At 66.6% G+C, this 23,471-nt stretch carries 22 protein-coding genes and 1 pseudogene; 12 read left to right on the top strand and 11 right to left on the bottom strand.

Features of this window, described 5'->3' with window-relative positions; translation table 11 throughout:
* Positions 1 to 70: 70 nt before the first annotated feature.
* From TMO_RS00205 to TMO_RS00190, 5 genes are read left to right on the top strand one after another with little or no spacing between them, the layout of a single operon-like run.
* The gene (locus tag TMO_RS00205) at positions 71 to 2,893 is read left to right on the top strand and encodes a hypothetical protein (RefSeq protein ID WP_145978032.1); all 2,823 of its coding nucleotides are present in this window, start codon (positions 71 to 73) and stop codon (positions 2,891 to 2,893) included.
* A gap of 4 nt (positions 2,894 to 2,897) precedes the next feature.
* Complete coding sequence (locus TMO_RS30135) at positions 2,898 to 5,252, top strand: glycosyl hydrolase family 28-related protein (protein ID WP_014743561.1); 2,355 nt, start codon at positions 2,898 to 2,900, stop codon at positions 5,250 to 5,252.
* Positions 5,252 to 5,569, top strand: a complete 318-nt coding sequence (locus tag TMO_RS00200; protein WP_051045279.1) for a phage holin family protein — start codon at positions 5,252 to 5,254, stop codon at positions 5,567 to 5,569. Before TMO_RS30135 ends, TMO_RS00200 begins: the two co-directional genes overlap by 1 nt.
* A complete protein-coding gene (locus tag TMO_RS28905; RefSeq protein ID WP_014743559.1) occupies positions 5,566 to 6,111 on the top strand; it encodes a glycoside hydrolase family 108 protein in 546 nt (181 codons plus the stop codon). Before TMO_RS00200 ends, TMO_RS28905 begins: the two co-directional genes overlap by 4 nt.
* A 16-nt stretch (positions 6,112 to 6,127) precedes the next feature.
* Positions 6,128 to 6,328: a hypothetical protein gene (locus TMO_RS00190; RefSeq protein ID WP_014743558.1), complete on the top strand. Its 201-nt coding sequence runs from the start codon at positions 6,128 to 6,130 to the stop codon at positions 6,326 to 6,328.
* 195 nt (positions 6,329 to 6,523) lie between these two features.
* On the opposite strand, the gene TMO_RS00185 is transcribed toward TMO_RS00190, so the two are convergent.
* Together TMO_RS00185 and TMO_RS00180 are read right to left on the bottom strand one after the other, a co-directional pair.
* The gene (locus TMO_RS00185) at positions 6,524 to 7,270 is read right to left on the bottom strand and encodes an SDR family oxidoreductase (RefSeq protein ID WP_014743557.1); all 747 of its coding nucleotides are present in this window, start codon (positions 7,268 to 7,270) and stop codon (positions 6,524 to 6,526) included.
* Positions 7,271 to 7,354: 84 nt separating this feature from the next.
* Entirely contained in the window at positions 7,355 to 8,035 is a 681-nt protein-coding gene (locus tag TMO_RS00180; RefSeq protein ID WP_014743556.1) for a Crp/Fnr family transcriptional regulator, read from the bottom strand.
* Positions 8,036 to 8,568: 533 nt separating this feature from the next.
* Here TMO_RS00180 and TMO_RS00175 point away from each other — a divergent pair.
* The 4 genes from TMO_RS00175 to menC all read left to right on the top strand — a co-directional run bounded on the left by TMO_RS00175 (position 8,569) and on the right by menC (position 12,366).
* Entirely contained in the window at positions 8,569 to 9,177 is a 609-nt protein-coding gene (locus TMO_RS00175) for a TetR/AcrR family transcriptional regulator (RefSeq protein ID WP_014743555.1), read from the top strand.
* Positions 9,178 to 9,219: 42 nt separating this feature from the next.
* Positions 9,220 to 9,684: an NUDIX hydrolase gene (locus TMO_RS00170; RefSeq protein ID WP_014743554.1), complete on the top strand. Its 465-nt coding sequence runs from the start codon at positions 9,220 to 9,222 to the stop codon at positions 9,682 to 9,684.
* Between the two features lie 144 nt (positions 9,685 to 9,828).
* On the top strand, positions 9,829 to 11,136 hold the full coding sequence (locus tag TMO_RS00165) for a serine hydrolase domain-containing protein (RefSeq protein WP_014743553.1): 1,308 nt from the start codon (positions 9,829 to 9,831) through the stop codon (positions 11,134 to 11,136).
* Positions 11,137 to 11,256: 120 nt separating this feature from the next.
* Positions 11,257 to 12,366: an o-succinylbenzoate synthase gene (gene menC / locus TMO_RS00160; RefSeq protein WP_014743552.1), complete on the top strand. Its 1,110-nt coding sequence runs from the start codon at positions 11,257 to 11,259 to the stop codon at positions 12,364 to 12,366.
* A gap of 25 nt (positions 12,367 to 12,391) precedes the next feature.
* On the opposite strand, the gene TMO_RS00155 is transcribed toward menC, so the two are convergent.
* The 5 genes and pseudogenes from TMO_RS00155 to TMO_RS00135 all read right to left on the bottom strand — a co-directional run bounded on the left by TMO_RS00155 (position 12,392) and on the right by TMO_RS00135 (position 17,307).
* Positions 12,392 to 13,297: an IclR family transcriptional regulator gene (locus TMO_RS00155; protein ID WP_014743551.1), complete on the bottom strand. Its 906-nt coding sequence runs from the start codon at positions 13,295 to 13,297 to the stop codon at positions 12,392 to 12,394.
* 143 nt (positions 13,298 to 13,440) lie between these two features.
* On the bottom strand, positions 13,441 to 14,097 hold the full coding sequence (locus TMO_RS00150; protein WP_014743550.1) for a hypothetical protein: 657 nt from the start codon (positions 14,095 to 14,097) through the stop codon (positions 13,441 to 13,443).
* Between the two features lie 55 nt (positions 14,098 to 14,152).
* Entirely contained in the window at positions 14,153 to 15,136 is a 984-nt protein-coding gene (locus tag TMO_RS00145; protein ID WP_051045278.1) for an Hsp33 family molecular chaperone HslO, read from the bottom strand.
* Positions 15,136 to 16,111, bottom strand: a pseudogene (gene argF, locus TMO_RS00140) (ornithine carbamoyltransferase). The gene TMO_RS00145 and the pseudogene argF overlap by 1 nt, the downstream one beginning before the upstream one ends.
* Positions 16,108 to 17,307 carry an aspartate aminotransferase family protein gene (locus TMO_RS00135; protein WP_014743546.1) on the bottom strand — a complete coding sequence of 400 codons (1,200 nt, stop codon included), beginning with the start codon at positions 17,305 to 17,307 and terminating at the stop codon, positions 16,108 to 16,110. The pseudogene argF and the gene TMO_RS00135 overlap by 4 nt, the downstream one beginning before the upstream one ends.
* A gap of 293 nt (positions 17,308 to 17,600) precedes the next feature.
* Here TMO_RS00135 and TMO_RS28900 point away from each other — a divergent pair, with 293 nt between their 5' ends.
* Positions 17,601 to 18,515 (top strand): response regulator, encoded by a 915-nt coding sequence (locus tag TMO_RS28900; RefSeq protein ID WP_014743545.1) that lies wholly within the window; start codon positions 17,601 to 17,603, stop codon positions 18,513 to 18,515.
* Between the two features lie 16 nt (positions 18,516 to 18,531).
* On the opposite strand, the gene TMO_RS00125 is transcribed toward TMO_RS28900, so the two are convergent.
* The 4 genes from TMO_RS00125 to TMO_RS00110 all read right to left on the bottom strand — a co-directional run bounded on the left by TMO_RS00125 (position 18,532) and on the right by TMO_RS00110 (position 21,685).
* Positions 18,532 to 19,056, bottom strand: a complete 525-nt coding sequence (locus tag TMO_RS00125) for an acyl-CoA thioesterase (protein WP_014743544.1) — start codon at positions 19,054 to 19,056, stop codon at positions 18,532 to 18,534.
* 138 nt (positions 19,057 to 19,194) lie between these two features.
* Positions 19,195 to 19,785 (bottom strand): ActR/PrrA/RegA family redox response regulator transcription factor, encoded by a 591-nt coding sequence (locus TMO_RS00120; RefSeq protein WP_014743543.1) that lies wholly within the window; start codon positions 19,783 to 19,785, stop codon positions 19,195 to 19,197.
* A 53-nt stretch (positions 19,786 to 19,838) separates the two neighbouring features.
* Positions 19,839 to 21,188 (bottom strand): ActS/PrrB/RegB family redox-sensitive histidine kinase, encoded by a 1,350-nt coding sequence (locus TMO_RS00115; protein WP_014743542.1) that lies wholly within the window; start codon positions 21,186 to 21,188, stop codon positions 19,839 to 19,841.
* A complete protein-coding gene (locus tag TMO_RS00110; RefSeq protein ID WP_014743541.1) occupies positions 21,185 to 21,685 on the bottom strand; it encodes a class I SAM-dependent methyltransferase in 501 nt (166 codons plus the stop codon). The genes TMO_RS00115 and TMO_RS00110 overlap by 4 nt, the downstream gene beginning before the upstream one ends.
* Positions 21,686 to 21,834: 149 nt before the next feature.
* Here TMO_RS00110 and TMO_RS00105 point away from each other — a divergent pair, with 149 nt between their 5' ends.
* Positions 21,835 to 22,587 carry an ABC transporter ATP-binding protein gene (locus TMO_RS00105; protein ID WP_014743540.1) on the top strand — a complete coding sequence of 251 codons (753 nt, stop codon included), beginning with the start codon at positions 21,835 to 21,837 and terminating at the stop codon, positions 22,585 to 22,587.
* A complete protein-coding gene (locus tag TMO_RS00100; RefSeq protein WP_014743539.1) occupies positions 22,584 to 23,459 on the top strand; it encodes an ABC transporter permease in 876 nt (291 codons plus the stop codon). The genes TMO_RS00105 and TMO_RS00100 overlap by 4 nt, the downstream gene beginning before the upstream one ends.
* Positions 23,460 to 23,471 lie beyond the last annotated feature (12 nt).

Genomic DNA, 23,471 nt, shown 5'->3' with positions numbered 1-23,471 from the left:
CCGCATTCAGGCCCGGGCCGACAGCATCCGGGCGACCCGCGCCGATCTGGCGGACGCGGAGCTGCGCCGGGTGGCGGCGGAAGAGCTGGCGGCACAGGCCCGGGCGGCGGCGGCTGTGGAAGCCCGGAATAAGCGGCTTGACCTGCAACGGCAGGCGGCGCGGCGGGGGCTGATCGATACCGCGCCGAAGGTCGGCGACACCCCGGGGGCCTATATGGGCCTCAAAGCGCTTCTGACCGGCGTGAATACCCCATTCGCGGGGCATCGCTATAGCGTCGAGGCCCGGGCGAAAGGGCTGCGGACCACGCTGCTGCGGGGCATGGCGACCGAGATCCGGCAGACCGGTGTCACCTCTAAGGAGCTGGCGAGCCCGGAATTCGGGCGGCTGGTCGCCCGCGAGGTTTTCGAATTGAATCGCGAGGGTGGAAAGACCGGGATCACGAAGAACAAGAGCGCCGGCCAGATTGCAGAGATCGGGGTGAAATACCTCGATCGGGCGCGCGAGATCCAGAATCGCGCCGGCGCCTGGATCGGGCAGTATGAAGGCCGGATTGCGCGGACGGCTCACGATCCGGATCGGATCAGACGCGCCGGCTTCGAGAGCTGGCGGGATTACATCCTGCCGCGGCTGGACGAGCGGACCTTCGAGGGCGTGACCGATCGGGACGCCTTCCTGCGATCGGCCTGGGAAGCGCTGGTGAGCGGCGTGCACCTGACGCAGGAATGGAAGGGCTTCGACAAGGCGCCGGCCTTCAAAGGGCCGGGCAATCTGGCCAAGAGGCTGTCGCATGAACGGGTGCTGCACTGGCGCGATGCCGATGGCTGGTTTGACTATCAGCAGAAATTCGGCGCCGAAAATCTGATCGCGGCCTGGCTGGGCGAGATGGACAGCGGGAGCCGGAATGCGGCGCTGATGGAGGTGTTCGGGACGAACCCCCGCTATGGCTTCCAGGCCGATCTTGAATACATCCGCGCGACCAGGCGGATGGACCACAATAAATCGCGAGAAGTGGCGCTGACCCGCCGGTTCGACGTGCTGGACGGGACAGCGCAGCAGCCGGTCAATCGGACCCTCGCGCGCGTCGGCCAGCTGATCCGCATGCAGCAGCGGACGGCGAAGCTGGGCGGGATTGTCATTTCTGCGGTCACCGACCTGGCCGGCAAGGCGTCAGAGTTGCGGTACCAGGGGTTGCCATTGCTCCAGGCGTATAGCGATGGCGTCCTCTCGACCGTGCGCGGCCGCCGGGGCCAGAACCCCGAGCTGGCCGCAGAACTTGGCCTTGGCGTCGAGGGCATGATTTCCGCGCTGCACGCCCGCTATGACGCCGACGATCCGTCGGTGTTGGGGAAGCTGTCGCGCTGGGAAAACCTGTTTTTCGAGCTGACGGGGATTTCCTACTGGACCGATGCGCAGCGCACCGGCGCCGTACAGCTGATGGCGCACCAGCTGGGCAAACAGCAGGATCGAGCGTGGGGCACCTTGAAGCCCGAAAGTCGGCGGCTTCTGACCGGCGCCGGCATCACGCCGGCGGAATGGGAGGCGCTGCGTAAGCTGCCCTGGACCACGGACGAGGAAGGCCGCGTTTTCCTGACGCCGGAGCGGGCGCGGCAGATCGGGGATGACGCCCTCGACGAGCTGCGGGCGGCAGAGGTGCAGCGGACGATTGATGCGCATCTTGACCGGCTGTCGGTCGATGTCGGGCAGGCAGATAAGCTGGCGCGTCGGATCGAAAAGCTGCAAGCCGTGCTCGACAAGATGTTGCCCGGAGATCGCGACGCCGAAAAGCTGGACATCCGCGCCACTGTCGACGCGATGCGGCGCTATCAAAAGACGACTGCCCAGCTCGGGCAAGATGTTATGAAGCTGCGGTATGGGGAAGCGGGAAAGAAGTTGTCGCCCAGCAAGGCGCTGGAGAGGATGGCCCGCGAGGTGAATACTCTCGCGCGCGCCGAACGGCAGATCGGCGAGAAATTCGCCCGGCAGCTGGCCGCGCTGAAATCGAAACGGGCGCGCGGCGAGGCTGCGCAGGACGCGGCGGCGCAGGCTATCGACGGGGTGCGTGACGCCCTGGTCGAGCGGCTGGAGCGCATCGAGCGGGCGCCGGAGCGGCTTGAAAAGGCCCTGGCTGACGGCCGGATCCGCGCGCGTGAAGAGCTGGCGCTGAAGCTGGACGCGATGTATGCCGACCGGGTCGACTATGCCGTTCTGCAGGCAGGTGTCGACGAGCGGGCCATCCTCACCGGCGGCACCCTGCCGGGCACGGAATGGGGCGAGGCGCTGCGGCTGATCACGCAGTTCAAGTCGTTCCCGGCCGCTGTCCTCAATAAGTCGTGGGGCCGCACGCTCTATGGCGAGACGGCCCGGCCGGCGAAGGTCGCGGCCGTCATCCATCAGCTGACCGCCTCGATCCTGCTGGGCTATGTCGCCCAGAGCCTCAAGGAGATGTCCCGCGGCCGCGAGCCGCGCGACCCGGCCAATCCGGGAACCTGGGTGGCAGCCATGGCACAGGGCGGCGGCGCCGGTATCTACGGCGATTTTCTGTTCGGGGCCTATAGCCGCACCGGCAATACCGCGCTGGAAACGCTGGCCGGCCCTTTCTTCCCGACCGCCTCCGACTTCATGAACGTCATCTACGGGATCCGAGAGGGCGAAGACCCGTCCGCGGCCGCGCTGCGGCTGGTCACGGCGAACACGCCCTTCCTGAACCTGGCCTACACCCGGTGGGCGATTGACTATCTCGTCCTGTTCAATCTCCAGGAAGCCATGTCCCCGGGCTATCTCCAGCGCCACGAACGGCGCCTGGCCCGGGAGAACAATCAGAAATACCTGCTGCCCCCGTCCCGCGTGATCCCGCGCGGCGGCGGCTGGCCGACATCTCCGGACGGAGGGTGATCCCATGGCCGACTTTCCTGTCACCCCCTCGACCCGAGTCGAGCGCTACGAGATGACCGGCGGGGAGACATCGCTTCCCCTCAGCTGGCCAGTCTTCGGGGCCGGTGATATCCGCGTGGTGCGCCGGCGCAGTGGCGCGGATGTGACGCTGGTGCTCGATACCGATTACAGCGTATCCGGTATCGGGGCTGCGACCGCCACTGTGACGCTGTCTCTGCCGGCGCTGGCTGGAGATTTGATCGCGATTGTCGGCGCGATGCCGATCAGACGGCTCACAGACTACATCGAGAGCGGTGATTTCACCGCGCGGGCGATGAATCAAGAGCTGGATCGCATCGTCATGTGGTCGCAGGAAATCGAGCGTCAGATAGCGCAGTCGGTCCGATTTCCTGATGCGGACGGCCCGCAGCCGCCGCTCGAAGGCGTCGCGGCGCGGGCAAATAAAATACTGGCGATGACGTCAGCCGGGACGCTGACCTATATTCAAATGCCCTCATTCAGCAACACGATGACGGTTTCATCTGTTGACGAAATAAGGTCGTATAATTTCGAGGAAATGAAGAGCAGTAATGAAAGCCTTATCTATATAAGGGCGATCGGATACTACGCGTCGACCGACGGGGCTGGCGGTGTGTACGTTTGGGACCCGTCCCCCTGGATACCGTCCGAAATTATTCCTGGCCGCCTGACACCGGACGACGGCGGGACGCGGCTTGTCCCGACCGGACAGTCAAGCGGTCCAGGTCTCTGGCGCCGGGTGACAGCCGGCAGGGAGCGTCTCTCCCTCAAATGCTGGGGAGCGAAAGGCGATGGGGTCACTGACGATAGCGACGCTATGGAGGCGGCCGTCAGGTGGGGGGCGGTCTTCGTCCCTCAGGGCGAATACCTCATGACCAGGCGGATTAATGTCAACGGAAATACATCAATAATTGGTGCACATAGAACAGTATCATGGATAAAAATGACAAATCCTGACAGATATTGCTTCTATGGTGACAGCCAAAATAATGTAGTTATAAGTCATATTGGGTTTAAGAACTGCACTTCCGCAGGTCTTATTGTGATGGATATTGCGGCGGGTGCACCACCAGAATCAGGGGCTAATGGATGGTCGCTAAACAACCTGTGGTTCACCGCGTGCCGGGGGCCGCACATTAGAGTGTCTGGCCCATATGACATGGGATGGACTGACATTGACATATTCCAGCCCATGTCGCGGAATGACCGCGTAGTGTATCCCTATACAGATTCCGCCGTTATATTCGGAAATGGCGTCAATAATATAGCGATAAACGGACTTCGCATAGAACAGCCAAAATATTGCGGAGTATTTGTGGCCGCAAAGGCAGAGATATATATCCAGGAAGGAAAGATTGATTGCGGTTTTGCCTCGGGTGGATCGCCAGAAGTCTGTGGTATGTGGATCGAAGGCCGCCTGAGACTGAGCGCATATCTCTTTTCCGGCTTCATCGGCAGCCCGAAAATCGCCATCCACGGACAAGGCAAGGTGTCGGCTGACGATGGCTGTACCCTCGGCGGCGGTGGTGGGGCCGTGCACGTGCTCATTGACGGTAGCTACGGGGTGACGGGCCAGACGCCGGAAGGTATCCGGCCGACCGGCCCGGCTTTTTCATGGGCCGGGAGCATCGAGCGGACTCACCCCGATGTGTCCAGCTCCACGCCTGCGATTTTCGACGGCAAAATGTCAACACCGATCAAAGGTGTGGCCCAGGTGGCGGGCAAAAGTGGGAACTCGATCAGCTTCGGGACGAGCCTCACAACCGGAACGCCGTGGGCAAAACATCATATTGCAGGTCGCGGAAATGGATTGACGCGGCGCTCAAAAATAAACACTTATTATAACTATGGCGTAAATCTATATTCAACATCTGAAGTCTCCGAATACAGCATTGGAGACTATGTTTATGTTGAATATTCGCCGAGCCACGATCTTGATATTACCATGGGAGCAAGGATTGAGTCAAATCTACCTTTCTTCATACAGATAGCAAATATGACGGTCCTGTCCGCGTCATATTCTTCCGGCGTGACGAACATCATCACATCTGCAGTTTTTCCTGAAAACGAATATACGGGACGATGGGTCTATACATCGTCTTCTTCACATAAGATTATCGGATCCGGCGGTTCGGCAATACAGGTGCCATACGATGTCGCCAGCGATTTTGCTGTCGGGGACAGCATTACAGTCCGTGGCGGAGCCCTGTTCCAGACGATGCTTTTGGGGACCGCGGTCGTCTGGTCTCAGGGCGGCGCCCTGCGATCCGTCGACATCAGTGCCCTGCGCGCTGTCGGGCGCGGACCGCGAGATGTCTATCCGTATCGTGATGGGGTCTGATGCTCTCGGATATCTGGGCCGCCGCGCGGCAAGCCTGCGATGCCATCGGGCTGGCATGCCTGCTCGCCTATGTGGGCCGCCTCCTATGGCATGTCGGCGAGGTACAGCGCGGCCGGCGCCGTTTTTTCAGCACTCACCTATTGTGGGAGCTCCTGGCGGCGATCGGGATAGGTCTCGTCGCTGACGGGATGGCGACACATCTCGGGCTGGTCGGCGCGCCGCGTACCGCGGCGATCGTGGCGATTGCCTATCTCGGCCCGCGGGGCCTGGAAGACCTGGTGGGGCGGCTGCTGGCCGCCCGGAAGGGGGGAGTGTGAAGGACAATCGATCGACGGCCTGGGCGGCGATCGCCCTGGCGGAAGGCGGGTCGGCCGTGTCCGACCGGTCGGCGGCAGCCGATCCGGGCGGCACCACCCGCTGGGGGATCTCGCTGCGCTTCGCTGACGCGATCGGGCTGGACCTCGACGGCGACGGCGTGACGACACGGGCGGATATCCTGCTGGTCACCGAGCCGGTGGCGCTGGGCCTGTTCGAGCGGCATTTCTGGGGGCCGGTCCGGGGCGACGATCTGCCGGCCGGCGTGGACCTGGTCACGGCCGATATGGCGTTCCTGCAGGGGGGGGCCAGCGCCCGGCGGCTGCTTCAGCAGGCGGCGGGGGTGACGGCGGACGGGATCATCGGCCCGCGGACGCTGGCCGCGGTCCAGGCCGCGAATGCGGCCGATCTGATCGAGGAGATGACGGCGCGGCGGATCCAGTATCTGGCGAGCCTGAGCAATTGGGGGCACAACGCCGGCGGCTGGACCCGGCGGGCGCTGCGCATGATGCGGGCGGGGATGGTCCTCGCCGCGGAACAATAGGAAGGAGGGCAGAGAAATGGACGAGGAAAAGGACGGCCTGTGGTCGTGGATGAAGGGGCGGCTGCTTCAGCCGTCCACCGCGCGCGGCCTGGTCTGGGTCGCGACGTTCGCAGGCGTGCAGCTGGACCCGGCCGTCGCGGCGCAGATCGTCGGCGTTGCCGCCGGCGTTGTCGGCCTGATCGACATGATCAAGGATGACCATAAGGCGCGGCCGTAGCCGCGTCCGACTTTATCCGAAGAATGAAGGGCTTCCGCCTAAAAATAGTGCGCAGTCCCTTGATTTCATTAAATGTCGGCTAATTCGTAATCAGTAGGTCGTAGGTTCAATTCCTACCGCCGGCACCAGATTCAAAAAGCGGCCTGCACCCGGTGCAGGCCGCTTTTCCATGTCCGGTGCCTTGTCAGCCCCGTCTTACGGCCAGCCGCCGGTGAAGCCCACGGTCTCGCCGACCACAAAGCCGGCCTTGTCGGACAGCAGGAAAGCAATCAGTTCACCGATCTCCTCGGGCCGGCCCAGACGGCCGAGCGGTACCATCTCGCGCACCCGGGCGGCACCGGCGGGATCGTCGATCCATTTGGCGCGCGGGTAATAGGTCTCGCTGTAGAGGAAGTTCGGCGCCACGGCATTCACCCGGATGCCATGGGGCGCCAGCTCGTTCGCCAGTGCCTTGGCAAGCCCGGTCGAGGCCGAGCGGGCGGTTGCGTACATCGCGAACCCCGGGTAGGGACGGCGCGGCGATGCGGAGGTGACCATCACGATGGCGCCGGCGCCCTGCGCCTTCAGGTGTGGGGTCACTGCCGAGGCGAGCGCGAAGGGGAAGACGGTCAGCGCCTCCAGCATCTCGCGCAGCGCCTCCGCCTCGGTCTCTTCGATACGGCGACGGATCGCGGGATAGGCGTCGTTGGAAACGATACCGTGCAGCCCGCCCATCCGGTCGCGCACTTCGGCGATCAACCCGGCCGGATCCTGAGCCTCGGCGGCGGTCATGCCCTGGTTGTCCGCCTCCCAGGCGGCACGGGCCGCCACGTCGGTGAAGGATGCGTCATGGGCGATGATCTGCCAGCCCTGGCTGGCAAGCGCCGCCACCGTGGGGGCGCCGGCATATTTGGTCGCATTGGTAACCAGCGCCACGCGGGGCGCGGTGTCGGTGACAGGCATGGGTGCGTTTCCATCCTCATAACTGCCGGGCCTGCTTCTGATGCTGGCAGGCTCAAGGCTGATTGACCCGGTTCCAGGCAGGGTTCAAAGCTTGGTGCCGTAACGGCTGAGCCGCTCCAGATTGAGGATCTCGATCTGCCCGTGTTGCAGCCTGAGCAAGCCCTCCGCCTGAAGCTGGCGCAGCGCCTTGCTTGCGGTCTGGCGCGACATGCCCGAGAGCAGGCCGATTTCTTCCTGCGAAATCCCGAGCTGAAGCTGGTTGTTCGGGCTGAGCACCGGGTTGAACATCCAGGCGATCGACCGGGCGAGCCGCGCAGTCGGATCGAGCAGGCGGCCATAGCCGACGAACGCAATGTACTGGCCCAGACGCTCATTCAGTTGCCGGACCAGAAATTTGTTGAAGGGGGGGCTGTTGTCCATCAGCCAGCGGAAGGTGCGGCCATTGAGCAGGGCTATGCTGGTATCACGCAGCGCCACGACATCATAGCGCCGGGGTTCGTTCTTGATCACCGAACCTTCGCCAACCCAACCGCTGCTGGAGATGCCGGCCAGACTGACCATTTCACCGCTTTCAGCCACCACACTGATCTTGAGCAGTCCGTCGATGACGCCGAACCAGGCGTCGACATGGTCGTGCTCGTGAAGCAGGTAGGCGCCTTTGGGCAGCAGCTTCTCGGTCATGTTGCGCCGGGCGAGTTCGCGATCCTCCTCATTCAGATCCTTTGCCCAGTGAGCGACGGTCATGAACTTCGCTTCAGAGAGCATGGCATCCCTTGTCCGGTGGAGCATCGGTCGGCCGGCCGGCCGTCAACTGACCCATCAAAGATAACTCCGGCGCTGGCGGCTGTCCCGGCTGATCGCCATCCGGTACAGGCAGGCGATCGGAGCGCCCCCCGGCCTTCTCCGCCTGCCTCGGGATGCACCATAGAGGTTTATAGACTACTGCTATAGTAGCATGATTCACGTCGCACCATCTGTCAACGCACCGAGGAACAGAAAATTGCGATTCGGTTAGGCTTTTCCTCATATCGGAACGAGCCTGCGGGATCTGGCGTACCGGATCTGTATCGCATCCGCGAGAAGAGGGGCTCGACCATCTACGGCGCCATGCCGAGAACATGCGCCCCGGACGGAGCATGGACCAACCATGCCCGCCAATTTCCGGGTCCGCGGCCGTCCGCCAGACACAGGGGCCGGGCGGCACAGGGGGGATCCTGACCATGATGCTTAGCCATACGCAGACCACCACCGCGACCCAACTGCCCGCCCGGGGCCCTGCACCGGCCGTGAGACCGCGCATGGCGCGCGACCAGGCGGTTCGCGCCCTGAAACGCCAGATCATCGTCGATGCCGCCCGATCGGTCTTTGCCGAGATGGGTCTGGAAGCCGCGTCGATGCGCGGCATCGCAGCGGCCGCCGGCTGCACCACCGGCGCGATTTATCCGTATTTTCGCAACAAGGAAGAGCTTTATGCCGCAGTCCTCTCGGACGGGCTGACCAGCCTTCACGAGCATCTGGCGACGGCCAGCGGCAATGCGACGGATCCGCGCGAACGGGTTGAAATCGCCTTGCGCAGCTATTTCGCCTATTACCGCAGCCGCCCCGACGAGTTGAGCCTGGGCCTCTATCTCTATCACGGGCTGAAGCCGGCGGGCCTGACGCCCGAGCTTGACCGCCGGCTGAATCGCAAGCTCTCCCAGGCGCTGGACGTGATCGGAGACGCGCTTGCCGCCTATGCCGGTCTGGACGCGGATGCCCGGCGTATGGAACTCTGTCAGGTGTTCAGCTATCTGATGGGCCTGTTGATCTGCGATTGCACCCATCGGCTCCGCGCACTCGGCAGCAATGCCGAGGCGATGCTCGACCGCTACACCGCCGACCTGCTCCGCCGCCTCGCACCGCATTGACCGCCGGCCGGGCGGGGAGGCCATGACCGGAGCTTCCCGCCCGTGACCGAGACAGCCCCCGCTCTTCCGCATCCGGCCATGCCCGGGGTCGGCGTTATTGCCATCGCCTGGCATGACGGGCGCGTCGCCCTGGTGCTGCGCGCAAACCCGCCCCAGGCCGGCCATTGGGGCTTCCCCGGCGGCCGGGTGCATTGGGGAGAGGGGCTCGTCGACGCGGCCACCCGTGAACTGGCCGAGGAAACCGGCCTGAAGGTCCGGGCCGATGCCTCGCCCGCACCGGAACCTGTCGCGGTACTGGAGGTCGCGGAAGGTGCCGCGGATCGGCCGGACCATCATTTCGTGCTGGTGGCCATCCGTCTTGCCGTGACCGGATCCGCCGGGTTGCGGGCGGCCGACGACGCCCGCGACGCCATATGGGCTGATCCCGATAATCTGCCCCAGCCGCTTTGCCGAGACGTCGAGGCCCTGGTGACGGCCACCCGCCCGGCCCGACGGCTGCCGGGATAACGGGTTTCGCATAGCGGATTTTTCTCCCGTCTACGTTGACAGAAGGGCACCGGCCCCGCCTGATCATGACAGGTCTGGATGTCGCATCCGGGCCGACCATGATCGCCCGGCAACGCATCGGGCGACGGAGGGAGGAAGACCCAGATGATCTGTCTCACATCCCTTGCCGGATCGGCGGTCGGCCGACGCCGGTCGTTGCACGCCGCCCTTCTGGCCGCAGCCCTGCTGACGACGATACCCGGCCTTCCGGCTGCCCGGGCTGCGGAAACCACTGTCACGGATGCCGCGGGCGCGGGCTTCGATGCCGCCCGGCTCACCGCCCTTGGCGACCGGCTGGCAGCGGATGCCGAAGCCGGCCGCATTCCGGGCGCCGTGCTTGCCGTCGAACGTGACGGGCAGCTGGTCACACTGCGTGCCGTCGGCTGGCAGGACCGGGCCGCCGGCACGAAAATGACCGAGGACAGCCTGTTCCGGCTCTATTCCATGACCAAACCGATCGTATCGGTCGCGGCCATCCGCCTGATCGAAGACGGGCGGCTGCTGCTGGCGGCCCCCGTATCGGCCTATCTGCCGGATTTCGCCAGGCTGGAGGTCGGCCGGGAGGTCGCTGGCGCCGACGGCAAGCCGACGGTCGAGACCACCCTCGCCACGCACAAGATGACGGTGCGTGATCTTCTTCGCCACACCAGCGGCCTGACCTATGGCGTGTTTGGCAAGTCGGCGATCAAGAGCCGCTATCTGGCTGCCGGCACCCATCTCTGGACCGACACCAACGAGCAGTATGCAGCCAAGCTGGCGAAGCTGCCCCTGGTGGCGGAACCGGGCACGCTTTGGGAATATGGCCGCTCGACGGACCTGCTTGGCCGGGTGCTGGAAGTCGCCGCCGGCAAACCGCTGGATGAGGTCGTGGCCGGGCTGGTGCTGAAGCCGCTCGGCATGACCGAGACGTTCTTCCACGTGCCCGAGGCCCTGCGCAGCCGGGTGGCAGCCGCCGATCCCGAGGCCGCTTTCGGCAACAAGCCGCCCGAGCTGCTCGACCCTGCGCGCCCCGATACCTTCCTCTCGGGCGGCGGCGGCATGTATGGCAGCACCCGCGACTATCTGCGCTTCCTGCGCATGATCCTGAATGGCGGCGAGCTGGAGGGCACCCGGATCCTGAGCCCGGCCAGCGTGCGGCTGATGACCGCCGATCATCTGACACCCGAGATCGATACCGGTGGGTTGGGCCCCCTGGGCTATGGTTTCGGCCTGGGCTTCGCCGTGCGTCGTGGCGAGGACGGTGCCTGGCCGGGCAGCACCGGCGATCTCTATTGGGGCGGCTATGCCGGTACCTATTTCTGGATCGACCCGCGCGAGAAGCTGCTGGTGGTCTACATGATGCAGAGCGTCTCGCAACGTGAGCCCTATCGGCTGATCGTTCGCCAGGGCGTCTATGGCGCCATGACACGCTGAACCGCAAGGCCGCGGTGCCCTTGGGCCCCGCGGTCTTTCTTACCTCGATATTCAACGTTGGATTGATATTTTCCTACCGCTATCATCCCTGGATCATCTCAACCCCAGGGAGACTCCCCGATGCGGATCGACGAGATCGTGCTGCGTTTCGTGACGCCGAAGATGGTGGCGCCCTTCGCCAATCGCTGGCAGCGCATGGAACGCTGGACCAAGCTGATCGTCGAGATCCGATCCGACGGGCTGTCGGGATGGGGCGAATGCACGGCCATGGAATCGCCCTTCTACCATTACGAAACCATCGAGACCGCATGGCACATCATCGAGCGCCATCTGGCACCGATGCTCGTCGGCCATGAGATTGAGGGGCCGGAAGACATGCTCGACCGGTTCCGCGATGTGGCCGGCCATGTCGAAACGGTCGCAGCGCTGGAGGTCGCGCTGCACGATCTGCTGGCCCGGCGCGATGGCGTGCCGCTGGCGGTGCGTATCGGCGGCGACGTCAGGCCGGTCAAGGCCAGCGCCACGATCGGCGTGACCGGAAGCGTCGCCGATCTGCTGGCGGCGGCCCGGCGGGCGGAAGATGGCGGCTATCACCGGATCAAGGTGAAGATCAAGCCCGGCTGGGACGTGGAGCCGCTGTCGGCGCTGCGTACCGAACTGCCCCATATGCCGGTGCTGGCCGACGCAAACGGCGCCTATGGCCCTGAGGATCTGGATCATCTGGCGGGCTTCGACCGGTTCGGGCTGATGCTGCTGGAACAGCCGATGGCCGCGCACAACTGGAAGGCCTATGCAGCCCTTCAGTCCCGGCTGGACACCACGGTCTGCCTGGACGAAAGCATCCACACGATGGAGGACGTCGACGACCTCCTGGAACGTCGCGCGGCCCGCGCCGTCAACATTAAAGTCGGCCGGGTCGGGGGGCTGATCCGGGCAAGAGCGATCCACGACCGGCTTGCGGCAGAGGGCATCGGCTGTTTCACCGGGGCCAAATTCGAGACCGGCATAGGCCGCTGGACGAATATCGCGCTCGCCACCCTGCCCGGTATGACCTATCCGTCGGATGTCGCAGAAAGCGCCCGCTATTTCGCCCCCGACATCACCACCCTTCCGGTCGCGTTGACCGGGCGGGGGCTGGTCGCTCCGCTGGATGCGCCGGGCCTCGGCACCGAACCGGACCCGGTGCAGCTTGCCCGGGTCACGACCCGGATTCTGAGGATCGGGGACTGAGGGGGGATCGGGGACTGAGGGCCGATCAGGCCGATGCGCCGGCGCTGCGCGCACTGCGCCGGCGCCGGCCGGGGGTGGCGGCCGGCTGCAGGCCCTGCTCGATCCGCCGTGCCTCGGCGGCCATCAGGCCCACGATACGGGCGCGACGCGTCGCGTCCATGCGCTGGCTGATCGCACCAATGCTGATCGCTGCCACCGGCATCCCCGTACGATCATTGATCGGCACCGCCACGGCGCACATGCCGGGCACGATCATGCCGTCACTGACGGCATGGCCGGCCCGCCGCGTGGCCTCGACCATCCGGCCGACCTCCTCAGGGGCGCAGTCGAAGCGGGCGAAGCGCTCGGCATTGGCTGCAATCACCTGGCCGACCTCCTCATCGCCCAGCGCCGCAAGCAGGGCAAGCGACCCCGCCGAAACTCCCAGGGGCCGGCGACCGCCGACATCAAGGCTGAGGGTGCGGATGGGGAAGGCCCCTTCCACGCGGTCGACGCACAGCGCATCCATGCCGCTGCGCACGAACAGATAGATCGTGTCACCGGTCTGCTCGGCCAGACGCTGGAGCGACGGCCGCGCAATATCACGAATGCTGAAACGGTTGGATGCGGAAGACCCGAGCAGAAACAGCTCCAGCCCGAGATGGTAGCGATGGGTGTCGGCCGCCTTGTCGACCAGCCCCTGTTCCTTCAGGGCAGCGAGCAGACGATGGGCCGTTGCCTTGTGCAGCCCGGTCGCGCCCGCAATCTCGGACAGCCGCGCCCCTTCACCCACATGGCCGGCGAGAACGCGGAGGATTGCCGCGGCACGCGCCACACTCTGCACATTGCCGGCATCGGTCGAACGTCGCACCGTCGGCGCCGCGTCCCCCCGATGGCCACCCTCACCGCGGGCAACCCGCGGCAGCTCCTCGACACCCGACATCCGGTTCATGCCCCGGTCCTCCATTCCGACCGCAGCCCGCGCAATCGCGGCCGACGGTCGAAAGAACCTAGGCGATATGATGACCCCTGTCAAACCACCATGGGTTTTGCTTAAGCCGAAAAGGGAGGTCTGCGGCGATCAGACGCGAGCAATCAAAGAACATAGTCCTTGAGGGTTGTATTCAGATTCTCACTCAACCTTTGATCGAATCCTGCCAGCAGGTCGCGGGTCATGCGATCGAAGGCGACTTCACGGGCGAGCGGAGAGCCGCTGGCATCGATGGCGCGCACCAGGCGTGATTCGACATCGACATAGGCCTGCCGCTCGCCGGTCTCCGACAAGATCTCGAGCGTCGCGATCAGCGTCGCGGCGTATTCGTCGGTGGGTTCCTGGGTGAACGTGCCGCGAATGCCGCCGGTCTGGGGGAGCGGCTTCTCGATCACACTCGCGTCGCGGATAACGAGACGCGCCGTCCCCGACACACCCGCCGCCTCCAGCCGGTCCCGCGCCCAGTCGCCGGCAGCCCGTGCCGGTGAGGTCGGGAAAAGATGCTCGACATTGGGGGCCTTGCGCGGCGGCTGGTAATTGTCCAGCAGCTGCACCCGGGCCACATTCAGCCGGAATTTCGGCTTGTCGTCGAAGCGGATCGGCTTCGGCCCCTCGGGCAGCGGCTCCGAGGCGCAGCCGGCCAGAAGGCCTGCCGCGGCAAGACCGGCGGCCAGGCCCAACACCCGGCGACGGGTGGGTCCGACGCCCGCATGGGGGCGCATCGGATGAAGGCGCGTCGGATGGAACGGGGAGGTGGTCATCGTCGGTCAGTCTCCCTCGATATGGCCGGCGTCCTCGACGTGATCCGGCGGCCCGTCAGTGCCGGTGGGCATCATTCGCCCGCAGCCGGGCGATGTCTGCATCGTCATAGACATAGGATGTGCCGCAGAACTCGCAAACCACGTCGACCCGGCCGTCGACGGTCAGCTCGGCCAGATCGTCGACGGGCAGGCTGCGGATCAGCCCCTCGACACGCTCGGGCGAGCAGCGGCAGGCGAAACCGAGCGGCAGCGCCTCGTAGGCGACGGCGCCATCCTCGTGATAGAGGCGAAGCAGCAGGGTCTCGAGCGGCAGATCCGGGTCGGTCAGCTCCTGGTCGCGGACGCTGGAGGCCAGCACCACCGCACGGTGCCAGCCGTCCTCGGCATCCTCGGCCGCGGTCGCCGTGCCGCCCTCGGGCGGCATGCGCTGAAGCAGCAGCCCGCCGGCCCGCCAGCCCCGGTCGCCCTCGGGCGGCATCACCGCAAACCGCACGGCGCTTTCGATCTGCTCCGACATCCGGAAATAGGCGTGAACCGCATCGGCCAGACGCTCGCCATCGAGTTCGACGATACCCTGATAGCGCTCCATACCCTGCCCCGGGTCCAGCGTCAGCGCCAGATAGGCCCGGCCGAACAGGCGCGGCATCGAGGGTGCGCCCTGATGGCGCACGCCGGCAACGGCCGTGTCCAGCGCCGCCACGGCGTCGGCATCGAACTGGGCATAACCCCGCAATGCGCCCGACGCGGTCGCATCGGCGACCATCAGCGAGACCGGGCCGTCACCGCGGATCTGCACCGTAAACACACCGTCGGTCTTCAGCGAATGGGCGACCATGGCGGCCAGCGTCACCGTCTCGGCCAGCACGGCAGAGACCGCCGCCGGATAGGCATGGCGCCCCAGGATCTCGTCCAGCGCCGGGCCGAGCCGTGCAACACGGCCGCGGGCCTCGGCCCAAGGGAGCCGGAACGGCAACGAGCGGTCGACCAGGGTCGACCGCTCGGCAGGGGTTCCGGCGCCGTGGGTCGGCGTCGTCGTCATCACTTGGTCTCCATGACACCCAGGCACCAGGCGAGCACCGCCTTCTGGGCATGAAGCCGGTTCTCCGCCTCGTCGAACACGACCGAGGCCGGGCCGTCCATGACCGCGTCGGTGACTTCCTCGCCGCGATGGGCCGGCAGGCAATGCATGAACACCGCCCCGGGCGCTGCCTTCGCCATCACCGCATCATTCACCTGATAGGCCGGGAAGTCGCGCTGGCGGGCTTCGGCGTCCTTGCTGTCCATCGACACCCAGGTGTCGGTGACCACGCAATCGGCGCCGGCCACGGCGGCACCGACATCCTCGCCCACCGTCACACGGGCACCGGCAGCCAGGGCCGCCGTCACCGCGTCGGGATCCGGCTGATAGGCCGCAGGACAGGCGATCGCCAGATCGAAGCCGAAATGCACGGCCGCCTGTACGAAGGTCACGCACATATTGTTGCCGTCACCGACCCAGGCGATGCGACGGCCGGCCAGATTGCCCGGCCCCCACCTGCTCTTCCAGGGTCATGAGGTCGGCCATCAGCTGGCAGGGATGCGAGCGGCGGGTCAGGCCGTTGATCACCGGCACGCTGGCATGTGCCGCCAGTTCGGTCAGCGTCTCGTGCGCGTGGCAGCGGATCATGATCGCGTCGACATAGCGCGACAGGACGCGCGCCGTGTCGGCGATGGTTTCGCCGCGGCCCAGCTGGCTGTCCTGCGGGTTCAGGATCAACGCCGAGCCGCCCAGCTCGTTCATGCCCACCTCGAACGACACGCGGGTCCGGGTCGACGGCTTCTCGAAGATCATCGCCAGGGTCCGGCCGCCCAGCAGCGGCGGGCGCTCGCCTGCCGCACGGCGGGCCTTCAGCGCATGGGCGAAATCCAGAATGCGCCGCAGCTCAGCCGTCGGCAGCGCGTCCAGATCCAGGAAATGGCGGGGCGTCCGCGCCGCAGTGAGCGGCGCGTCGATGGTCAGGTCCAGGGCCGTCATCCGGCGGCCTCCTCTGTGGCGATCTCGGATGCGACGCTGTCGCAGGCCCGACGGATCGCGTCGATGGCTTGGTCGATCTCGGCATCACCGATGATCAGCGGCGGCAGCAGACGCACCACATTGTCGCCCGCAGGAACGGTCAGCAGGCCGTTTGCCCGGAAGGCATCGACCATGCGCCCGTTGGCCACCACGCATTTCAATCCCAGCATCAGCCCGGCGCCGCGGATCTCTTCCAGCACGCCCGGATAGTTGGGGATCAGCTGCGACAGCTCCCCCCACAGCCGTTCGGACGCCTGGCGGACCCGGTCGAGAAACCCGTCTTCGAGCATCACGTCCAGCACCGCATTGCACGCCGCCATGGCGAGCGCATTGCCGCCGAAGGTAGAGCCATGGGTCCCGGGTCCCATCACCGCCGCCACCTTTTCGGTCGCAAGGCATGCGCCCATGGGGAAGCCCGAGCCGATGCCCTTGGCGACCGCCATGATGTCCGGGGTGATGCCCGCCCATTCATGGGCGAACAGCCGGCCGGTCCGGCCGAAGCCGCACTGAACCTCGTCCAGGAACAGAAGCAGGCCATGCTGATCGCAGAGCTTGCGCAGGCCGCGCAGATAGTCGAGCGCCGCCGGCCGCATGCCGCCTTCGCCCTGAACCGGCTCGATCAGGATCGCCGCGGTTTCCTCAGTCACCGCCGCCTCGGCGGCCGCGAGGTCGCCGAAGGGCACGTGATCGAAACCGTCGACCACCGGATCATAGCCGTCCAGGTACTTCTTGTTGCCGGCGGCGGCGAGCGTCGCCAGCGTGCGGCCGTGAAAGGCGCCCTGGACGGTGATGATGCGATAGCGGCCAGGCTGGTCCGACAGGTCGAAATAGCGCCGCACCATCTTGATGCCGCATTCGATCGCCTCGGCGCCCGAATTGGAGAAGAACACGGTGTCGGCGAAGGTGGCGGCCACCAGCCGTTCCGCAGCCTTTTCCTGACCGGGGCTCTGATACAGGTTCGACACGTGCCAGAGCTTCCCCACCTGCTCCGTCAGCGCAGAGACCAGATGGGGGTGGGAATGCCCGAGGGCATTCACGGCGATGCCGCTGGCGAAATCGAGGAATCGTCGCCCGTCCGCCGTATACAGATACGCGCCTTCGCCCTTGTCGAACGTCAGATCGGTCCGCGCATAGGTCGGCATCACGGCCGGGATCATTGTCCCTCGCTCCTCGTGGCGGTTGGGTGTCCGCACCCGTCATAACGGCGACGGACACGCTGGAAAGGGGCGAGTATCCGGCGTGGAACCTGTGCTGTCAATCGCGCAGCACAGGCGGCAAGCGGCGGATTTCCTTGGTGTGCGCCTGCGGCCCGGTGTACCTTCGGAGGCGTATCCGATGGGTGTGGATTCCCGTGACGGCGGTACCGACCCCGTCGGAATTCAATGGCCCGCGTCCGCTCCGGACGTCAGATGACCACCCGGCAACGGGTCGGCCCGCGTACAGGCAGAACATGACCGTCACCAGCCGTGGTCTCATCGTCCTCGCCGAGGATCAGGACAGTCTCCGCAAGCTCTACCGAGACGTGCTGGAGGCGCATGGCTTTTCGGTTTTTACCGCCAATAACGGCGAGCAGGCCATCCAGCTGTGCACCTCGAACACACCGAAACTGGTCGTGCTCGACATCATGATGCCGGGCATGGACGGTATCGAGGCCTGCGGGCGGATCCGCCGGATCCTGGGCTCGGCCGTGCCGATCATCTTCCTGTCCTCGCTCGACACGCGCGAAACCGTGCGGGCCTGCCTGGAAGCGGGCGGCGACGACTACATCATCAAGTCGGAAAGTCTCGCCAAGCTGGTGGAACGGGTGGAGTTCTGGACCCGCCCGAAAACGCCCCATGCCCGCGAGCGTCGCCGCGAGGTGCTGACCAGCGCGCGCGACGCGCTGGCCAAGCCGCAGGCCGAGCTCACTACCCGGCAGTTGAAGCTGGCTGAGGGCTCGGCGCCCACCATTCAGAACGACGACGTTCTGCTGAAGGTGAGCCGGATCGTCGCCCTCGCCCGCGCGCTCGCCAGCCCGGATTTCGGCAACAGCCATGCCGATCAGGTCTTCATGCTGGGCTATCTCACCGGCTCGGTCGAGTTCTGGGCCCAGCGCATGCCAGAGGTGAAACGGCGCTTCGACGAATATCTCCGCGCGGCACTGCGCGATACCGGCATCGTCGACAAGGCCCAGGGCGACAAGCTGATTTCGGCGCTGGTCGAATATGTCAACGAGCGCACCTTCAAATCCGGTCGCACCGCCGGCCGCCGCGAAGCCGGCGAGGCCGAGAACGGCACCGGCCCGTTCGAGCCGCTGGCCCTGCGCGAATTCGAGGAAAGCCGTCGCGAAGCAGAAGGGCGTCGCGAGGCGGAAGGCCGACGCTGAGGCCGGCCGTCACCCGTCATCCCGCCGCAGGTTCGCGGGTCGCATAGCGCTCCAGCGCCCGGCGCAGATCCGCCGGCACTTCTGCGGGGCGCCGGCTGTCGCGATCGATGGCGACACAGATGCTGTCGCTGTCGGCGATCAGCACGCCGCCGGCATAAAGCGCCTGCGGAATGGCGATCGAGCTGCGGCCGATGCGCTGAACCCCGGTCGCGATCATCACCAGCCCCGGATAGCGCAGCTCGGCCTTGTAGCCGATCCGAAGCTCGGCCTGGACCATCACCGTCGGAGCATCCTGATCATAGCGGGTGGCGAGACCGCAGAGATCGAACAGCCGGGTGCGTCCCAGCTCCAGCCAGCGGGCATAGACCGCGTTGTTCACATGCCCCAGCATATCGGTCTCGCCGAAGCGGATACGCTCGGGGATCCAGAGCCGGAAGCGACCGGCACCGGGGCCGATGGCTGCCGGATCGGTCGGCGGCGGCACGGTATCGATCAGCAGGTCATCGGCCGTATAGGGCGGCAGGGTCTCGGACGTGGTCATGGCGATGGCGGCCTTCGGGGCAGGCCGGCGACGGGTTCGCGCCGGAATTGATCCATGCCCAAAAGACTATCGCTTACCGATCCGGGCGGCCAGCCCGCATCACAATCCGGCGCCGCCAGGGTCCGGCGGTCAAGGGGCCTATTGCGGCGAGCGCTTGGCCAGGATGCGCTGCAGGGTCCGGCGATGCATGTTCAGCCGCCGGGCGGTCTCGGAGACGTTGCGGTCGCACTGCTCGAACACCCGCTGGATATGCTCCCACCGCACGCGATCGGCCGACATCGGATGCTCGGGCGGCGGCGGCAGAACCCCCGAGCGCGACAGCAGCGCCCGCTCCAGATCGTCCGGGTCGGCGGGTTTGGCCAGATAGTCGAGCGCACCGGCCTTCACCGCCGCCACCGCGGTCGCGATGTTGCCATAGCCGGTCAGCATCACGATCCGGGCGTCCTCGCGCCGGTCCCGCAGGGCCGGCACCAGATCCAGGCCGCTGCCATCGTCCAGCCGCATGTCGAGCACGGCAAAGGCGGGCCGCAGGCTGGTGAGCAGGTCGCGCGCTTCGGCGACCGAGCCGGCGGCATGGACGTCGAAACCGCGGCGCTCCATCGCCCGGGCCAGGCGCTGCCGGAACGGCGCATCGTCATCCAGGATCATCAGCACGCGGTCTTCGGGGGCTGCGGCGGCGAGGTCGATCAGATCGGCATCTTCCGCATCGACATGTGGCGGCGTGGACATGGGACGGCATTTCCTCTTGCGATACGGACCCGCAGCAGTGGAGCAGGCTGCATTCAGAACGACACCGGCCGGGCGGCACCCTTACTGCCGCCCGCCAGGGCAGAACGCGACCAGCGCAGGCTGACCACCGCCCCGCCCTCGGGCCGGTTGGCGAAACGGACATCAGCGCCGGTGCGGGCCAGCAGGGTCTTGGCGATGAACACGCCGAGCCCCATGCGCCCCGCCTCGCGGCGGGTGGACATGTAGGGCTCGCCGATCCAGGGCAGCAGATCCGCCGGGAAGCCCGGGCCGTCGTCGCGCACCTCGATCGTGATATAGCGCGGATCCCAGCCCAGCCAAAGCGTTACCCGGCCGGTGGCGAACTGAGAGGCGTTCTCGACCAGATTGCCCAGGCCGTGGAGCAGTTCGGGCACGGGCGCCGCATCGGGCATCTGCGCAGGATCGGATCCGGGGTCGATCTCGACCACGATCTCGGGGCCGGAACTGCGCCGATAGGGTGCTGCCGCACTCTCCAGCAGTTCTGGCAGGCCCAGGCGCTTGAAGGCGGGGCTCGCCTGTTCGGGGGCACGCGCCAGCCGGGCCAGGATCTCGCGACAGCGGGCGCTTTCCGAAACCAGCAGCGCCAGATCCTCGGCCTGCGGACCGTCGGGGCCCAGATCGCGCTCCAGTTCGCGGGCGACGATGGCGATGGTGCCGAGCGGCGTGCCGAGTTCATGGGCCGCCGCCGCCGCAAGCGCCCCCACCGCTGAAAGCTGCTGCTCCCGCGACAGGGCGATCTGGGTGGCGGAAAGCGCATCCGACATCCGCCGGGCCTCGGCCGCGACCCGGGCGGCATACACGGTCAGGAACAGCAGGCTCAGGACCAGCGCCGCCCAGACCCCGGCGACATAGAGCGGCGGCAGGGCGAGAGGTCCGCCCTCGCCGTCCCAGGGCAGCGGATGATGCCAGACCGCCAGCATGGTCACCGCAATCAGCGACATGCCGGCCAGCACCACGGTGGAACGCACCGACAGGATGGTCGCGCTGATCGTGGCCGGCGCCAGCACCAGCACCGAGAAGGGATTGGCCAGGCCGCCGGTGAGCTGCAGCAACACCGCCAGCTGACAGACGTCGAAGGCCAGGAACAGCGCCGCCTGGCCGTCGGTCAGCCGGGCATTGGCCGGCCGTGCCAGGGTGGTGGCAAGGTTGAGCAGGGCCGAGGCCCCCACCGCGGCCACGCATTCGAGCAAAGGCAGCGGGAAGCGCAGCCCCTGCGACACCAGCATGATCGCCGCCAGCTGCCCGGCGATCGCCAGCCAGCGGATGGTGACCAGGGTATGGGCACGCACCCGCCCGCCATCGGGGGATCCCATGCCCGGCGGCAGGCTGGCGGCCGGCGGAAGCGTGGGGCCGGCCGCACTCATTCCGGCACCTCGACCCTGAGATAGAGGTGATAGCGCCCGGGTGCCACGCCCTCGGGCAGGTCGATCGGCCGGAGCCTTGGATCGTCGAGCGGCTGATCGGCCGCAACCACCGCACCGGGCGCCAGCAGAACCGGCAGCGCCGCCGCCACCCGGGCGGCGTTCCGGGCCGTCGCCTCGGCATCGCCACTGCCGATATCGGCATGGGCGAGGGCGGCGGGCGCCGGGATGCGTTCGGCCGCGCGCGGCAGGGTCTCTGCCAGATCCCCCGAAATCAGATGGGCGTCGTCGGGGATGCAATCCGGATGGGCCGCGACCTTGCGCTCGAACACGAAGATTTCCCGGTCGGGCAGGATGCTGCGCAGATGATCGTAGGTGCGGCCATTGCCGAGCCCCAGCTCCAGCACCGGCCCGTCGAGATCGCGGATGATCTCCGCGGCACGATCCAGGCAGGCACGCTGGGCGGTCAGGCGGCGAATGAAACTGTCGAGACGGCTCACGGATGGCTCCAGTTCAGGCGGACGGGGCCCGGGTCGCCGGCCGTCGCGCTTGACCCCCGGCCGGCACCGGACCACCTTCGATCGAACAGCCTGCAGGCCCGACAGGGTTTGCACCCTTTCCTGAGCCCCACCGGCCGAACGGCGTATCCATGACCGAGATCGTCCTTGCCGTCGAGCACCTGCGCAAGACCTACGGCACCGTCGAAGCGGTCGCCGGCCTCGATTTCACCGTCCGGCGTGGCGAAACCGTTGCACTTCTCGGCGGAAACGGCGCCGGGAAGACCACGGCGATGTCGATGATCCTGGGTGTGGTGATCCCGACCGCCGGCCGGATCCGGCTGTTCGGCGAGGACATGACCCGCGATCGCAAGCGGGCCCTGCCGCGGATGAATTTCTCCTCGCCCTATGTCGACCTGCCCCACCGGCTGACCGTGCGCCAGAATCTGGATGTCTATGCCCGGCTTTACGGCATTGCCCATCCGGCGCGACGGGTGCGCGAGATCTCGGCCGCCTTCGACCTCGACGCCCTGCTCGACCGCCCGACCGGGCGGCTCTCGGCCGGGCAGAAGACCCGGGTTTCGCTCGCCAAGGCGATGCTGAACCGGCCGGAGTTGCTGCTGCTCGACGAGCCGACCGCCTCGCTCGACCCCGATACCGGCGACCGGCTGCGCGGGCTGCTGGAACGGTTCCGCGACCTGTCGGGCGCCGCCATTCTGCTCGCCTCGCACAATATGGGCGAGGTGGAGCGGCTGGCCCATCGGGTGCTGATGATGCGCACCGGCCGGGTGGTCGACGACGGCACGCCTGCGGAGCTCCTGACCCGCTACGGCCGTGCCAGCCTGGAAGACGTCTTCCTCGACGTCGCCCGGTCGCCCGAAATGCAGCCTGCGGAGGGGGCATGAACCACGAACGGATGATGCCACCCACCGCCGCGATGGAGGCGGCGTTGAGCGAGGCGCCCGAGCGGCTCACCGGCACCGCTGCTTCCCTGCAGCGCATCCAGGCGCTGGTGCTGCGCCATCTGCGCCTGCTGTTCAGTTCGTGGGCCCGGCTCGTCGAGATCGTCTACTGGCCGACGATGCAGATGCTGCTCTGGGGCTTCATCACCGTCTTCCTCACCACGCGCACCGACTGGCTGGCCCAGGCCGCCGGCACCCTGCTTTCGGGCCTGCTGCTCTGGGAGGTGCTCTACCGCTCGCAGCTGGGGGTCAACCTCGCCCTGCTCGAAGAGATCTGGGCCCGCAACCTCGCCACCCTCTTCGTCAGCCCGCTCCGCCCTTGGGAAATGATCGCGGCCATGCTCACGGTCGCCGGTATCCGGGTCGCGATCGGCACAGGGGCCGCGGCTGCCCTGGCCTGGCCGCTCTACCATTACGACATCTTCACCCTCGGCTGGCCATTGCTGCCCTTCCTCGCGGCGCTGATGATCATGGGCTGGTCGATCGGGCTGATGGTGGCCAGCCTGCTGCTCCGGGTCGGGCTCGGTGCCGAGGGGCTGGCCTGGGCGGCGATCTTCGTGCTGCAGCCGATCTCGGGCATCTATTACCCGATCGAGGTGCTGCCCGGCTGGCTGCAGCCGGTCGCCTGGATCCTGCCCTCCGCGCATATCTTCGAAGGCATGCGTCAGGTGCTGATCGACGGCACCATTCCCTGGCGCCATCTGGCCTGGGCCTTCGCGCTGGACGGCGTGCTGGTCGTGATGGCGGCGGTGGCCTTCACCCGCGCGACCCGCGCCGCCCGCCGCGACGGCCGCCTGCTCGCCTCCGGAGAGTGATCCGGAGAACGA

This window comes from Tistrella mobilis KA081020-065 (genome assembly GCF_000264455.2).
Classification (GTDB): domain Bacteria; phylum Pseudomonadota; class Alphaproteobacteria; order Tistrellales; family Tistrellaceae; genus Tistrella; species Tistrella mobilis.
Note: the sequence above shows the minus strand (reverse complement) of the source record. Positions and strands in the feature narration are given on the sequence as shown.